The 14,846-nt window shown below is 38.8% G+C and carries 12 protein-coding genes and 1 tRNA gene; 6 read left to right on the top strand and 7 right to left on the bottom strand.

From position 1 onward, the window contains the following. The first annotated feature begins 410 nt into the window (after positions 1-410). The gene (locus tag ABH942_RS05340; protein ID WP_370029946.1) at positions 411-3,461 is read left to right on the top strand and encodes a S8 family serine peptidase; all 3,051 of its coding nucleotides are present in this window, start codon (positions 411-413) and stop codon (positions 3,459-3,461) included. Between the two features lie 228 nt (positions 3,462-3,689). Here ABH942_RS05340 and ABH942_RS05335 read toward each other — a convergent pair. Further along, positions 3,690-3,763 (bottom strand) — tRNA-Met (locus ABH942_RS05335). Between the two features lie 148 nt (positions 3,764-3,911). On the opposite strand from ABH942_RS05335, the gene ABH942_RS05330 reads away from it, so the two are divergent. Together ABH942_RS05330 and ABH942_RS05325 are read left to right on the top strand one after the other, a co-directional pair. Then, positions 3,912-4,304, top strand: a complete 393-nt coding sequence (locus ABH942_RS05330) for an START-like domain-containing protein (protein ID WP_140002375.1) — start codon at positions 3,912-3,914, stop codon at positions 4,302-4,304. 56 nt (positions 4,305-4,360) lie between these two features. Next, positions 4,361-5,197: an aminotransferase class IV gene (locus ABH942_RS05325; protein WP_370029945.1), complete on the top strand. Its 837-nt coding sequence runs from the start codon at positions 4,361-4,363 to the stop codon at positions 5,195-5,197. On the opposite strand, the gene ABH942_RS05320 is transcribed toward ABH942_RS05325, so the two are convergent. From ABH942_RS05320 to ABH942_RS05300, 5 genes are all read right to left on the bottom strand, one after another. Further along, positions 5,194-5,754 (bottom strand): YqgE/AlgH family protein, encoded by a 561-nt coding sequence (locus ABH942_RS05320; protein WP_370029944.1) that lies wholly within the window; start codon positions 5,752-5,754, stop codon positions 5,194-5,196. The genes ABH942_RS05325 and ABH942_RS05320 overlap by 4 nt on opposite strands. A gap of 117 nt (positions 5,755-5,871) precedes the next feature. Then, positions 5,872-6,150, bottom strand: coding sequence for an HU family DNA-binding protein (locus ABH942_RS05315; protein WP_056069491.1), 279 nt, complete (start codon positions 6,148-6,150; stop codon positions 5,872-5,874). Between the two features lie 178 nt (positions 6,151-6,328). Then, positions 6,329-7,276 (bottom strand): methionyl-tRNA formyltransferase, encoded by a 948-nt coding sequence (gene fmt / locus ABH942_RS05310; RefSeq protein WP_370029943.1) that lies wholly within the window; start codon positions 7,274-7,276, stop codon positions 6,329-6,331. A gap of 1 nt (position 7,277) precedes the next feature. Continuing rightward, positions 7,278-9,167 (bottom strand): ATP-dependent DNA helicase RecQ, encoded by a 1,890-nt coding sequence (locus tag ABH942_RS05305; RefSeq protein ID WP_370029942.1) that lies wholly within the window; start codon positions 9,165-9,167, stop codon positions 7,278-7,280. A 4-nt stretch (positions 9,168-9,171) separates the two neighbouring features. After that, complete coding sequence (locus tag ABH942_RS05300) at positions 9,172-9,711, bottom strand: AAA family ATPase (RefSeq protein ID WP_370029941.1); 540 nt, start codon at positions 9,709-9,711, stop codon at positions 9,172-9,174. A gap of 226 nt (positions 9,712-9,937) precedes the next feature. On the opposite strand from ABH942_RS05300, the gene ABH942_RS05295 reads away from it, so the two are divergent. Genes ABH942_RS05295 through murA form a run of 3 tightly spaced genes read left to right on the top strand, consistent with a single transcriptional unit; the run spans position 9,938 to position 12,310 of the window. Continuing rightward, positions 9,938-10,222 carry a DUF493 family protein gene (locus ABH942_RS05295; protein ID WP_140002387.1) on the top strand — a complete coding sequence of 95 codons (285 nt, stop codon included), beginning with the start codon at positions 9,938-9,940 and terminating at the stop codon, positions 10,220-10,222. Between the two features lie 16 nt (positions 10,223-10,238). Next, positions 10,239-10,946, top strand: coding sequence for a DUF4290 domain-containing protein (locus ABH942_RS05290; RefSeq protein WP_370029940.1), 708 nt, complete (start codon positions 10,239-10,241; stop codon positions 10,944-10,946). A 56-nt stretch (positions 10,947-11,002) separates the two neighbouring features. Continuing rightward, complete coding sequence (murA, locus tag ABH942_RS05285; RefSeq protein ID WP_370029938.1) at positions 11,003-12,310, top strand: UDP-N-acetylglucosamine 1-carboxyvinyltransferase; 1,308 nt, start codon at positions 11,003-11,005, stop codon at positions 12,308-12,310. 55 nt (positions 12,311-12,365) lie between these two features. On the opposite strand, the gene ABH942_RS05280 is transcribed toward murA, so the two are convergent. Beyond that, on the bottom strand, positions 12,366-14,834 hold the full coding sequence (locus tag ABH942_RS05280; RefSeq protein ID WP_370029937.1) for a DUF5686 and carboxypeptidase regulatory-like domain-containing protein: 2,469 nt from the start codon (positions 14,832-14,834) through the stop codon (positions 12,366-12,368). Between the last annotated feature and the right edge of the window lie 12 nt (positions 14,835-14,846).

Below are 14,846 nucleotides of genomic sequence, written 5' to 3'. Positions count from 1 at the left end.
GCAATTAGAAAATTTTTTTAAAAAAAAATTAACAAGTTTTTCTAGAAACAAACCCACAACGATTTTTAAGAACAAACAAACAAACACAGGCGTTCAGCCCCGTCTTTTTTAAATTGTCCGCGGATTAAAAATACGTAAGATAACACGCTCATTTTTAGAAAAAAGAACCTGATGGGGAAAGCCGTAAGGATAGGCTTTTGGTCTATTGTAAATTCGGTAAACACATTGAAGTTTAAGCAGTTGCATTTTCTTAACGGTTATATAAAGAGCTACCACCTCTACTATATACTATGGCGAACTTACTAAACATACCCACTTTTCTACAGATGAACCTAAAGTCTATCCATCCTCCATGAGCTGAGGTCACTCTTTAACATGCTTAAACAATTAGTAACCTAAACTATAAAATCATGAACAATAAAATTTACACCCTATTACTTGTTTTCTTTATGAGCGTTATTGGGATGAATGCCCAAAACAGCTACTTCTATTACTATAAAGAACAAAAGATTGCCCTGAACCTCGATCGAAAATTCCTGAACATCAATACCTCCGCCGACTTCCAAAAATCGGCCCTTGAAGGATTGAAGTTTAAAGACGTAACGTTGCAAGACGACAATTCTACAGGTGAGCGTCAAAAGTTCGGAAAGCTGGAGTTCCAGTCAGAACCTTCTGCAGCCGATTTTGAAAAGGCCATCAGCGACCTGAGAAAGATCAAAGGAATCAAAAGCGTTTCGCTTTTCTTCAAAAGACCTAATGCTCCATCTATTGGAACATCCAACCTTTTTTATGTAAAGCTGAAAGACGAAAGAGGATTTGAGTTGCTTAAAAAGACTGCCGTAGAAAATAAGGTGAAGATCGTACAGCAGATTTATGGAATGCCTTTATGGTATGTGATGGCAGTAGAGCCAGAAAATCAAAGCAATTCACTGGAAATGGCAAACCTGTTTTATGAAACCGGACAGTTTGAAGGTATCGACCCGGCATTCATGTTCAACTTCAGATCTGTTTGTGCCAACGATACCAACTTTGGCAGCCTTTGGGGACTTAACAATACAGCCAACCCAAATATCGATATTAATGCCTGCCAGGCCTGGACGCTTTCACAAGGAAATGGCGTGAATGTAGCCATTCTTGACCAGGGAATCTATAAGCCGCACAACGACTTGGCGGCTAATATCTCGCCTTTGAGCTATGACGCACAGGGTGGTGGCCCTAGCGTTTTTATCTCGGGCAACAACCACGGTACCCACGTAGCAGGAACTGTAGGAGCTATAAAAGATAACAATCTTCAGGTAGTTGGAGTAGCACCAAAATCAAAACTGATCTCAGTGAGCCACTCATTAAATGTTGTTCCAGCTATCTCAGCACAATTGGCTGGAGGTATTAACTGGGCTGTAGCCAATGGAGCTGACGTAATCAACAACTCCTGGGGTGACCAAGGCGGAGCATTTTATGCCCAGTTGTATAGCTTGGCGTTGGAAAATGCTATCATTAATGCTATGACAAACGGTAGGGGCGGAAAAGGAACCCTGGTCGTTTTTGCAGCAGGAAACTACGGAGGAGGCGGTCCGGTAATGGACTATCCGGGTAACTTTCACGATAATATCCTGACTGTAGGGGCGATCACTTCTTCAGGATCAAGATCCAGCTTTTCGGGCTATGGTTCAAAACTAGACGTAGTAGCGCCAGGAAGTAATATTCTGTCTACTATTCCAACCAACGGCATAGGATCGATGGACGGTACGTCGATGGCAGCGCCACACGTAACAGGATTGGTAGCCCTGATTCTTTCCGCAAACCCATGTCTTACAGGTCAACAAGTGCGTGATATTATAGAAAGTACTTCCCAAAAAATTCCAGGTTATACTTATTCGGTCACAGCGGGGAGAGGTAACGGGACATGGAACAACCAGCTGGGTTATGGATTGATTGATGCCTATGCTGCCGTACAACTTGCGCAGCAGATGTATTCACCAACTTTAGATCTTTATGTAAAAGATAGTCCTGGAGACATAGGAATTGAGCCGAATACTATTTCGCCATATATGTGGGCCAGTGAAGATATCTGGGTACGAAACTATAACGACAATGGTCTTGTACACCAAAATCCGGATTACAGCCCAACCAACCCGAACTATGTTTACGTGCGTGTAAGAAACAAAAGCTGTGTAGCTTCTACAGGAAACGAGCGTTTGAAACTATACTGGGCTAAGGCAGGAACCTCTTTGGCCTGGCCAATGAGTTGGAACGGAACCTATTTTGTAGGTGGTGTGCTAATGGGCAAACAGATCGGGGCATTAACAGGAATCCCGATTCCGGCACTACAGCCAGGACAAGAAACCATCATAGCCTTTGCATGGAACGTTCCAAATCCTGCTGACTATGCGCCAATCAATTCAGAACCATGGCATTTCTGTCTGCTAACGCGAATTGAGGCCGCTAACGACCCAATGACCTTTCCGGAAACAGCAGATCTCAATCTGAATGTCAAGAACAACAACAATATTGCGTGGAAAAACGTAACTGTTGTTGACGTATTGGCTAATGGAAGCATTGGAGGTGTAGTAGGAGTTGGTAACCCTACCAGAGTTCCAAAAAAATATTTATTAGAATTTATTGCCGAGGATATCCCAGATGTACGACCTATCTTTGAGCAAGCGCAGGTAGGAATAAAAATGGACGAAAGGCTTTACAGAGCCTGGCAGCAAGGTGGTGCCGTAACCCGAGGTCTGGTTGAAGGCCGGGAAAGAATGGCATTCGTGGTCAGGACAAACTATGCCACTCTGAACAACATTGTGTTCCAGCCGGAAGAATTGGGAACACTTAACCTGACGTTTGCTTTTAATACTGATGATGCCACGCCACAACAGTTTGTCTACCATATTGTGCAGCGAGATCTCGAAACCGGAGAAGTGGTAGGAGGAGAAACCTATCTGGTGAACAAAGGTAAGCCACGAGGCAGAAGGCTTTTTGCTGATGCAGGGAATGATAAAAAAGTAAACCGAGATGAGATTGTTACATTTAGCGCAGCACAGTTAAATGAAGCCGTAATTTATAATTGGTATGATTCTGAAGGCAAGCTCGTCTATCAAGGAAAAGACCTGACTGTAGCGGTTGACGTTGCTAAGAAATACAAACTGGAAGTGGTAGCCTTGGCCGACGGAGCTAAAGAGTATGCTGAAGTAGCGGTAACGCTGAATCCTAGTGCCTTAGGAGGTATTGCTCCTAACCCTGCGCAAAACAATGTTACAGTAGGATATAAGCTAAACGACACGGGTTCTGCCTATCTATCGATCATTGGAAGTTATGGCACAAACAGAGCTTCTAACAATTACATTTTAGATGTGAAAAATACCGAAATTAACGTCGATATCTCCGATTATCCAAGCGGCCTTTATACGGTAGTCTTGATAAGTAACGGTAAGATAGTAGATGCTAAAAAGCTGATTAAGAAATAAGTAGTTTTAAAGCCCGTGCCCGGCACGGGCTTTTTTATTACGGTTATAGTCGCGATCCTCTAAAATCTTTGCGATGAAACCCATTATGTTTTTTAACAGTCTTGCTCTAAAGTTGCAGCAGTAGCAGTGAAGTCGATTTCGAATCCCGAAACATAGAGGCCGTTTATTTTTCTGACACTTAGAAAATAAAAAAGCCCTTACAATTTGTAAGGGCTTTTTTAAACCTAGTAGCGAGGACGGGAGTTGAACCCGTGACCTCAGGGTTATGAATCCTGCGCTCTAACCGACTGAGCTACCTCGCCATTTTTTAAGACGTGCATCCTTGAATGCGGGTGCAAATATAAAACTAAATTTAGAGCTTGCAAATATAAATGACCAAAAAAAATAATTTTTAAATTATAGTTATCTTGATTTTATTCTATATATTTCCAAAAAAAATTAGAGCATACTATGGAAGGTAAAATACGTTACGAACTAGAATTTCCTTTAAATTCCTCACCTCAATTACTATATCAGTATATATCAACACCTTCCGGTTTATCGGAGTGGTTTGCCGATAATGTTAATTCTCGCGGAGAGTTTTTTACTTTCATATGGGATGATGCCGAAGAGAAAGCCAGACTGGCTTCCAAAAAAACAGGAGAAAAAGTAAAATTTCGCTGGATTGATGAAAATGGACAAGACGGAGACTATTTCTTTGAATTGCGAATCCTTGTGGATGAAATTACAAAAGATGTCTCTTTGATGGTCGTTGACTTCGCAGAAAAAGATGAGGTGGCAGAATCGACCCAGTTATGGGAAAACCAGATTTCCGATTTAAAACATGTAATCGGATCGGTATAGCAGAATTCACTTTTTAAGACTTATATTTGCCCTGATTTAATTTCAGGGCTTTTTTTATGATTAATTTCAACGGAACTATTACGGAAGACACAAACATATTAGCTGGTAACAGAGCATTTCTTTACGGAGATTCTGTTTTTGAAACAGTGAAAATTTTGGATGGAAAAGTGCTTTTCCTTGAAGATCATTATTTTAGATTGATGTCTGCCATGCGTATCGTCCGAATGGAGATTCCGATGAACTTCACAATGGAGTATTTCGAAGAACAGATTTTGTCTACTGTTGCTTCAGAAAATTTTTCAGGTTCTTGCCGTGCCCGTATTTCCGTTTACAGAAAAGAAGGAGGTTTTTATCTTCCTAAAAACAATAATGTGTCGTTTTTGATTACGGTGCTGCCATTAGAAGATTCGGTTTACCGAATTGAAAAAGACGAATATGAGGTCGAATTATACAAGGATTTTATCGTTACCAAACATTTGCTTTCTACAATCAAATCATCTAACAGGATGATAAATGTAACCGGAAGTATTTTTGCCGATGAAAATGGTTACGACAACTGCCTTCTGATTAATGATGAAAAGAATGTTATTGAGGCTTTAAACGGGAATCTGTTTATGCTGATGGGAAATAAATTGGTAACACCGCCAATTTCTGAAGGTTGCTTGAATGGCGTCATGCGCAAGCAAATTTTAGCGCTTGCTAAAAAAATAGAAACGATTGAAGTAGCTGAAGAACCAATTTCTCCTTTTGACCTTCAAAAAGCTGATGAGCTGTTCATTACTAACGTAGTCAGAGGAATCCAGCCTATAACAAAATACCGTAAGAAAGAATATGGGGTAGGGTTGGCAAAGGATTTACTGCTTCGGTTAAACGCGCAAATCCGTCTGGGCTAATTCAGTATCGGATTTTCGGGGGCATTGGACCATATAACATAGTCGCCCCCTAACTCGAGGATTTTCTGCTTCCAGAAATCAGTGGTCGATTTGCCTATAATTTTATTCTCGTAAATATTTTTTGAGATAATCCAGGAATTAGCCTGCATTTCTTTGTCCAATTGTTGTGCATCCCAACCGGTATAACCTAAAAAGAAACGAATGTTACTCTTTTTGATTTTTCCTTCGTTGATTAGTGCTTTGGTAGATTCAAAATCGCCTCCCCAATAAATTCCGTTAGAGATTTCGATACTGTTCGGAATCATGTCGGGAATATTGTGAATAAAATAAAGATTATCCTGTTCAACAGGACCGCCATTATAGATCTTGAATTTGGCGTTGATTTCAGGAATCAGATCTTGTATGGTATATTCCAAAGGCTTGTTAAGGATAAATCCTACAGAACCTTCTTCGTTATGGTCTGCAAGCAAAATCACTGAGCGATTGAATGATAAGTCTCCGATTATGGATGGTTCCGCGATCAGAAGGATTCCTTTTTTGAGCTTTTCTGAAATCATTTGGATGCAATTTTTACTAAATTTAACAATAAAAAGTTTTTTTTCCAAATTAATTCGACGAATGGCATAAAAAAAGCCCTCCAAATGGAAGGCTTTAATTTATATCGGGACAAAAAACTATTTTGAGTTAACTGATCCTTCTAGTTCAGCACCAGCCTTGAATTTCACTACGTTTTTAGCAGCGATTTTGATAGTTTTTCCAGTTTGAGGATTTCTTCCTTCTCTTGCAGCTCTAGAAGAAACTGACCAAGATCCAAATCCTACTAAAGATACTCTGCCACCTTTTTTCAAAGTGCCACCTACGTTATTTAAAAATGACTCTAAAGCTAATTTTGCAGCTGCTTTAGAAATTCCTGCGTCAGCAGCGATAGCATCAATTAATTCTGATTTGTTCATAATAATAGTTTTAATTGTTGGTTAAACATTATGTTAATTATAACAAATTTAATAGGATTTCCTTACTAGGCAAGACATTTCGGGTGTTTTTCGCTGTTTTGTTGATAACTTGAGACTTTTGTTAATAAAACCGGCTTGTTTTTCTCGGAATCGCTGTGAAATCAGTGTTTATGCGGGCTTAGAACGCTTTAGCATCCTTTCCGAAACTAATACCGTTTAATAGTTCCGCAGTCTTTAAATTTTTCTTCCCGGGAAATTGCAACTGGGCTATTTCGATATAACCGTCGCTAACGGCAATTTTCATTTCTTTTTTTGTCGTAATGATTTTACCAATTGTTTCGGAATGGGATTGAGGCGTAAATTTTGCCTCATATATTTTTACGTTCCATTCCTGTCCGTTATCACTAAAGAAACTCCAGGCCGCCGGATAGGGTGATAGTCCGCGTATTTGGTTGTGTATCTCTTTTCCTGTCCTGTTCCAGTCGATCTTGCAATTGTCTTTGTTGAGTTTGTAGGCAGTTTTTATTTCGGCAGAGTCTACTTGTATAGTCGTTTCTGCTTTTCCATCTTGAATTAATTTTAAAGTTTCAGCAACAGCTTGGCTCCCTAGGTTCATTAACGTGTCATGTAGCTGCCCTGCATTTTCATCAGGTGTAATGCTTACTTCTTTGCTCAATATCATGGCACCAGTATCAATTTTATCATCGATAAAAAACGTAGTGACGCCGGTTTTGGTTTCACCATTTATAATTGCCCAATTAATAGGAGCTGCTCCTCGGTAATTTGGAAGCAACGAAGCATGGAGATTAAACGTGCCAAATTTTGGCATATCCCAAACAACTTTAGGTAGCATACGGAAAGCTACTACTACCTGAAGATTGGCATTTAAATCTTTTAATTCTGCTAAGAAATTTTCGTCTTTGAGGTTTGTAGGCTGTAATAGTCTCAGGTTTTTCTCTAAGGCGTATTCTTTAACGGCTGAATATTTGATTTTCTGACCACGGCCTGCAGGTTTGTCGGGAGCAGTAATCACTCCAACGACTTCAAAATTGTTATTTAAAATGGTGTCCAGTATGCCGACAGCAAATTCCGGAGTTCCCATAAAAACGATGCGTAACTTTTCCATTCTATTTTAAAGTGTATTTATTGTTGGGTAACAGCTCAATTTTATTTGTTTCCAAAAGCTGTTTCAATGCAAAGATAAGGGCATCATCCGGAAATTTGGAATGAAACTGGATTTCTCTTGAGCTCATCGGTGCGGTTTTTAATAAGTGCAGTATTTTTTCTGCTACAGTATTCGGAACGGTAACTTTATTCTGTTGGATGCAGTAGGAGCAGACGCCACAATCTTTGCTGTCTTTTTCTCCAAAATAACTCAGGAGCTGGCGACTTTTACATGATGTATTGTCGGCTGCATATTTTAAAACCGTTTCAAATTGCTCTTTTTTCAGACTGTTCTGTTCTTCAAGGTATTTTGAAATACGATTGATTGTCCTGTCGTCTTCTCGTATCTCATTAAAAGTAACGGTAGAATCGTTATTTTTTGCATGATAGTCAATAATCTGCCTTTCGTGTAACTTATGTAAGACCGCTATTACTTGTGTTTCTTTGGTGCCGGATTTTTTTGCGACCAGCGGAATGTTTATAGCGGTCACAATTTCATAAATGCCGGGATAGGTGCGTAGCAATGTCAGTATGATTTCTTCATCTTGTGGATTAAGACTGACATATCGGATTACTTCTTTGGATTCGATAATGAAACGTACGGTTACCTTTTCTGAAAACTCCTGCGAAAGCGAAATGATTCCTTGCCTGTCTAAAAATTGGAGGCTGTTGAATGTTTTCAATGGTGAAAAACCATATTGGACGCAAAATTGATTGATATTAAAAGAAAACTGTTCATTGATTCCTTCTCCGTAAGCAATCTGGAAAAAATTACAGAGCTTGACATACATTTCTTTTAAGAACTTTTTGTCGGGAAGGTTATTCAGTATTTGGTTTTCTGAATATTGGATGTCAGACGGATTGTTTAGCAATATGGCAAAAGCCTTTTCTCCGTTCCGTCCGGCGCGCCCTGCTTCCTGATAGTAATTTTCCAGGTTTTCCGGCAATTGTATATGGATGACAGTTTTTACATTGGCCTTGTCTATTCCCATACCAAAAGCATTTGTCGCAACAATGACCTGCGCTTTTTCTTCCATCCACAACTTCATGTTCTTTTCCTTTTCCGTGATATGCAGTCCACCATGATAATAGGTGGCTTTAATGCCAAGCGACTCCAGTTGCGAAGCCGTGTCGAGGCAGGCTTTTCTGTTTCGGACGTAAATTATGGAGGGTTGCGGATTTTTTTGCAGTATCTGTTCTATTCTGTAAAGCTTGTCCTCTGCATTTAAAACCATATAGGCGAGATTCTCTCTTGCGAATGATTTTTGAAAAATAGCCGGATTCTCTATTCCAAGCTGTGCAATGACATCTTTTTTTACGCGTTCTGTTGCAGTCGCGGTTAATGCTAAAAAAGGAATTTTTGGAAAATGGGTTTTAAGAGAAGCAATTTTTAAATAGGCAGGACGGAAATCGTGTCCCCACTGCGAAACACAATGCGCCTCATCAATGGCAATAAGGTTGATTGGGAGATTTTTGAGCCGGTCTACAATCCAGTCGGCTTGCAGTCTTTCTGGCGATAAGTATAAAAATTTGTAATTCCCGTATTGACAGTTATCTAAAAGGTCACTAATCTCATCGGTAGAAATACCTCCTGTAAGTGCAATAGCTTTAATGCCTATTTTCTGGAGATTGGCAGTCTGGTCTTTCATGAGTGCTATGAGCGGTGAAATTACAAGACAGATGCCTTCCTGTATCATGGCGGGAATCTGGAAGCAAATCGATTTTCCACCACCCGTAGGCATCAGGGCAAACGTATCGTGCCCGTCCAAGACTGAAGCTATAATTTCAGCTTGCGGTGTTCGGAATGAATCGTATTTCCAGTATTTTTGGAGAATCGATAACGCTTCTTGCATGTTTCTAGTTAGAAAGATGCCCTAAGATAAAAAGAATTCTGTTATCTACCGTGTCTTTTGGAACTTCAATCAAGTGATACCCGTAACTTTCGTAAGTTTCTTTTAGGTGTTTGTAGATTAAAGTGGCCTGTTCGTAATTTTCATAGCGCGCATCGTCGCTTTCATAGATATCTTCCCAAGGCGGCAATATGAAGATTTTGGTATATTTGTGTTCGCGGCAAGCCTCGTCAAAGAAAGCCGGATAAGCATCGCCTATGTAGTGCATATAGGCCAAAACGTCAGGAATACCACGATCGATAAAAACTACCGGACTTTCCTCTTTTAGAGCTTCGTGGTATTGTTTTTTTCTTCCTTCCAGAAGCAATTCGCTGAAAAGCAGCGGATTTTCAAGAAACAATTGTTCAATTCCCTGTTTTTTTGCTTCCATTGTTACTTCCCGTGAAATTTCAGGGAAACAACAGTGTCCGCGTTCAAGCAGCCCATCAATGATGGTTGTTTTTCCCGTTCCCGGTCCGCCTATGATAACAACAATATCTTTTTGCACTTTTTGAAAAATAAGGGGCAAATTTACTTAAAGATTTTTAAATACTAAAGTGAATTCGTTTTTTTAGAAAGTGATCTTGAAATGAGGAAATAAAATGGATAAAATGGTCAGGATTTGTTTTTTATCACTTGAGATTTCTGTGGCGGTTCATTTCACATTAAATTAATTCCATACCTGTTAAATCTAAAATCAATACCGTATATTTGCCTTTATTTTAATTTTGAAGATGGATAAGAAGACTCAGGAATTTTATGAAAGGCTGAAAACAGAATTGGATGATGCAAACGTTTGGCCGGCAGAATACCTTTTTAAGTTCATAGTCCCGACAGACAAGCAGAAGATTGACACAGTAGAAAATGCTTTTAATGGCATGGGAGCTGTGATTAATACGACTCAGTCAAAAACGGGGAAATTTACCAGTATTTCTGTAAACGTGAGAATGGGAAGTTCACAGAGCATCATTGATAAATATATAGAAGTTTCCACAGTAGAAGGAATCATATCGCTTTAAAGCTTCACAACGATTTATGTATATAAAAGAAAATCCACACGACATCGTTCATCATCTGGAATACAATGCTGAAAGACCGCATTTGATTATTCCGGAATACGGACGTCATTTACAGAAACTGATTGATCAGGCTACTGTAATTGAAGACAGAAATGAGCGCAACAAGGCTGCAAAATATATTATTGCAGTAATGGGTAGCTTAAACCCGCATTTGCGCGATGTACCTGATTTCCAGCATAAGCTTTGGGATCAGATTTTTATTATGTCTGATTTTAAGTTGGATGTAGATTCTCCTTATCCGGTGCCGTCAAGAGAAATGCTGCAGCAGAAACCGGAACGTCTGAAGTACCCGCAAAACTTTCCTAAGTACCGATTTTATGGCAACAACATCAAATACATGATTGATGTAGCCAATAAGTGGGAAGAAGGCGAATTGAAAAGCGCATTGATTAAAGTCATTGCCAATCATATGAAAAAGTCTTACCTGAGCTGGAATAAGGATACGGTAAAAGACGAAGTGATTTTTGAACATTTGTATGAGCTGTCTAACGGCAAAATCAATCTTAAGACGAGTTCGGAAGAATTGCTGAATTCTACGGATTTGATGCGTACGAACAAAAAAATGTCCAATAAAAATCAATCGCCCCTGCAAAAGCCAAAATCTAAAAATGGCGGAAAGCAGAACAATAATCAAAACAAAAACAATAGAAAACCACAAGGTTAGGACCGGTATTTGGCGCTTGCCACTAGTTTCTAATCAATAACTCATAATTTAAAAAAATGGAAACTTTCAAGATTGAAGGAGGCGTTCCTTTAAAAGGAGAAATTACGCCGCAAGGAGCAAAAAATGAGGCATTGCAAATTTTATGTGCGGTTTTGCTTACTCCGGAAAAAGTAACTATTAATAACATTCCGGATATTATTGATGTCAATAAACTAATTACTTTATTGAAAAATCTTGGAGTTAAAGTTGAAAAAATAGGTAAGGGTTCCTATACTTTCATATCAGATGAGGTCAATATGGCTTATCTCGAATCTGAGGCTTTCAAAAAAGAAGGAAGCTCGCTACGTGGTTCGATTATGATCGTAGGCCCGCTTTTGGCTCGTTTTGGAAAAGGGTATATCCCAAAACCAGGAGGAGATAAAATTGGAAGAAGAAGATTAGACACGCACTTTGAAGGCTTTATCAATCTTGGAGCTTCATTCCGTTATAACAGAGAAGACCATTTTTATGGTGTAGAAGCAACTAAACTAACAGGAACATCTATGCTTCTTGATGAGGCTTCAGTAACAGGAACAGCTAATATTGTAATGGCGGCTGTTTTGGCTGAAGGAAAAACATCAATCTACAATGCAGCTTGCGAACCTTATTTACAGCAGCTTTGCAAGATGTTGAACTCAATGGGAGCGAAGATTACCGGAGTAGGATCTAACTTATTGGAAATTGAAGGTGTTTCGTCTTTAAATGGCTGCACGCATACCATTCTTCCGGATATGATTGAAATCGGATCATGGATCGGATTGGCGGCTATGACGCGTAGCGAAATTACAATCAAGAATGTAAGCTGGGAAAACCTTGGTGTGATTCCGGGAACATTTAGAAAACTTGGAATTACATTAGAAAAAAGAGGCGATGATATTTATATCCCTGCTCATACAGAAGGTTACGAAATCCAGAATTATATCGACGGTTCTATCCTGACTATTTCAGATGCGCCTTGGCCTGGATTTACACCGGATCTTTTGAGTATTGTTTTGGTTGTGGCAACACAGGCAAGAGGAAGTGTTCTGGTACATCAAAAAATGTTTGAAAGCCGTTTATTCTTCGTGGATAAGCTGATTGATATGGGTGCAAAAATTATCCTTTGCGATCCGCATAGGGCAGTAGTTATTGGTCATGATTTCAAATCGCAATTAAAAGCTACGACTATGTCTTCTCCGGATATCCGTGCGGGAATTTCCCTGTTGATTGCGGCACTTTCTGCAAAAGGAGTAAGCAAGATCCAGAATATTGAGCAAATCCACAGAGGATATGAAAATATCGAGGAAAGACTAAAAGCATTGGGTGCTAAAATTATAACGGAATAATTAGGCAAACTATTATAAAAAAAGGCGTTTCAATCGAAACGCCTTTTTTATTTGCTTATTCTAAAATGTTTAAGAATTTTAATCCAAAGACAACACCGTCGCCTTGGAAGCCATTTTGGTAGGAGCGTACATAATCTACACGCAACATCCTGAATTTGCCAAAACCAAGATTGTCTAATCCCACAGAAAACTCAGAATAAGGCTTTACATCAGGAACGGCTATCGCATGATAACCAACAATAAGATTGGATTTCAGCTTGTTTAATAAAGGAATCCTGTTCATGATATAACCTTTAAAATTATGCTCGGCATGAAACTCTATATAAGAATCGTTTGTACTGTGTGAATAATACGGAAGAAGGTTGAATACATTTAGGTATCTTTCAGTCTGGCCAATATGCGTCTGGTTTCCGTTAAAGTGTTTGTAATCTGCAAAAGAAATATTGTCGGCATTAAAAAACTTTCCGGCTTTTAGGTTGACTCCCAATTCACCTTTGTTTCCTAAAGTAACATCGTAAGTCATACGTGCATGTATGGCGTCATATTCATATCCTTTTTCACTTCCTGCGAATGCTTTTTCATAAGTTGCAAAAAGTACAGGATATTTCTCATTTCGGATATTCATTTTTCCATCCGGTCTTGAAATATATTCCTGTCCGAAATTCACTCTGGCAGAAATGGAAGCCTTTGCCAGGCGATGCGTCTCAAAAACAGGTAACGAATTGGCTGTTGGAGCCAACGGATTGTTTGAAGTATATTCCTTATCGTTTTTAATCAATACATAGTCCGTATTGTTGAAAAGCGATTTTCTTCTGGAATATTCAACATTTCCAAATAACATTAATCCATTAACGACTTCCTGCTGATAGCCAATTCTACCAAAAGTCTTGTCATATAATTTCATATAGTTGTCCTTAAAGAATAAGGTACTTACTGAATTTACAACATCAGTAATAGCCGAGCTGTTGAATTGTACAATTTGATTACCCGCAGCGGCATACAAAATAGAATTGGTCTGGTTGTTCAGTCTTGTCGAAAAATAACCAAAAGCTCTTAGTCTGTCTTCTGCGAGCCCATAATTCATTTTTACACCAAAATGGGTATAAGTGTTTTCATCCGGATTTCTTTTTGTAAACGAAAAACCTGTATTCAAATTCCAGCCTTGAACGGTATTAAAGCCAGGTACTTGTATCAGTCCGTCATATTTTATAGCCCAGTTTTTATAAGAGTTATTAAATGTATAGCCTCCAATAATGTCAAATACTTTGAAACGGTTTTTCTTGTTGTCTACTGAATCAAGATAGGTTTTTGACTTACGGATGGTCTGAATACTGTCTTTTTTGATGTAGTCTTTTGATTCTTCTTCAGTCAAAGGAACCGGACGTGATGCATTCCAAAACGAATCGTCTTTTTTGTTAGCTTCCTTGTCAATCGACACGATTTCTTTGGTGAACGTTTTCTTCTCGAATTCCTGTTTGAATTCGTAATTGCTAAACGCATGGGTAAATTTTCCGGTAAACTTGATTCCGAAGAGTCCTGCACTAAAATCTAATGTCTGAAGGCTTTTAGCCCATATTTTAGAGTTGGAATTGTAGCTGAAGTTTTGGGTAAGGTTCATCACTTCAAGAATTGGTTCCTGCATTCTGTAACCTTTGATGTCAAGATCTACGGCATAAATTGCCCAGCTATCTTCAACTATATAAATATAACCTTCAAAAACAGGATCACTGTCTCGTTTTGGAGTTACCTTGATTTTGTTTATGGTATTGTTGTTTTCGTCTATAAATGTACCTTCCATTTTAAACTTATAGTAACCAAAAGCATTGTTAGCGATTGGAGAAACCATATTGATGTTGAGATTGATATAATTTTCGTAAAAATCATAATCAGTGTTTCTCGCAGTATTATAGCTGAATCCATTATCGTTTCCGCTTATTTTAGATGCGATGATTTTCTCTTTCAGTTTGTCCGGTTTTTGGTAGGTGACTCGGGATACGGTTTCAGACAAATACATAATTCCTGTTCCGGTAGAATCCAGAATACCTTGTTCATCTACTGTCTGGCCAAGAATTTTCTTAGGCATGTCTTTTACTCTAAAAATTCCACGTGAATAGAAATCGGCAGTGAACTTGGCTGTCATTTCTGAATTCTGTTTTTTGGCAGCGATAGCGCTTCTGATAATGGCATTAGCAGGGTTTTCTTTAGAATCGATAACGATTTCCGGAATAGCTATGTTTTCTTCAGCAAGCGTTACGTCTAAAACATAAGGAAACTTATCGGCATTTACGGCTATTTTTTGAGTCTTATAACCCAGGAATTGAAATACTACAGTATATTTTCCGGTTGATTTTACACTGAGCTCGTATTGTCCAACCTCGTTGGAAGAGGTGCCATTATAGGTGTTTTCAATATAAACGTTTACGGCTGGTAATGTAGCTCCGGACTGATCGGTAATTTTTCCTTTGATTTGTGCTGAGGCAGCAATAGAAAAGGCAAATAAAATGAGGGTAATTATTTTTTTCATGCAAAGAAATAA

Origin of the sequence: Flavobacterium sp. 28YEA47A (assembly GCF_041262125.1) — a bacterium.
In the GTDB taxonomy this organism is placed as follows: Bacteria; Bacteroidota; Bacteroidia; order Flavobacteriales; family Flavobacteriaceae; genus Flavobacterium.
This window is presented reverse-complemented; position numbering and strand designations above follow the sequence as displayed.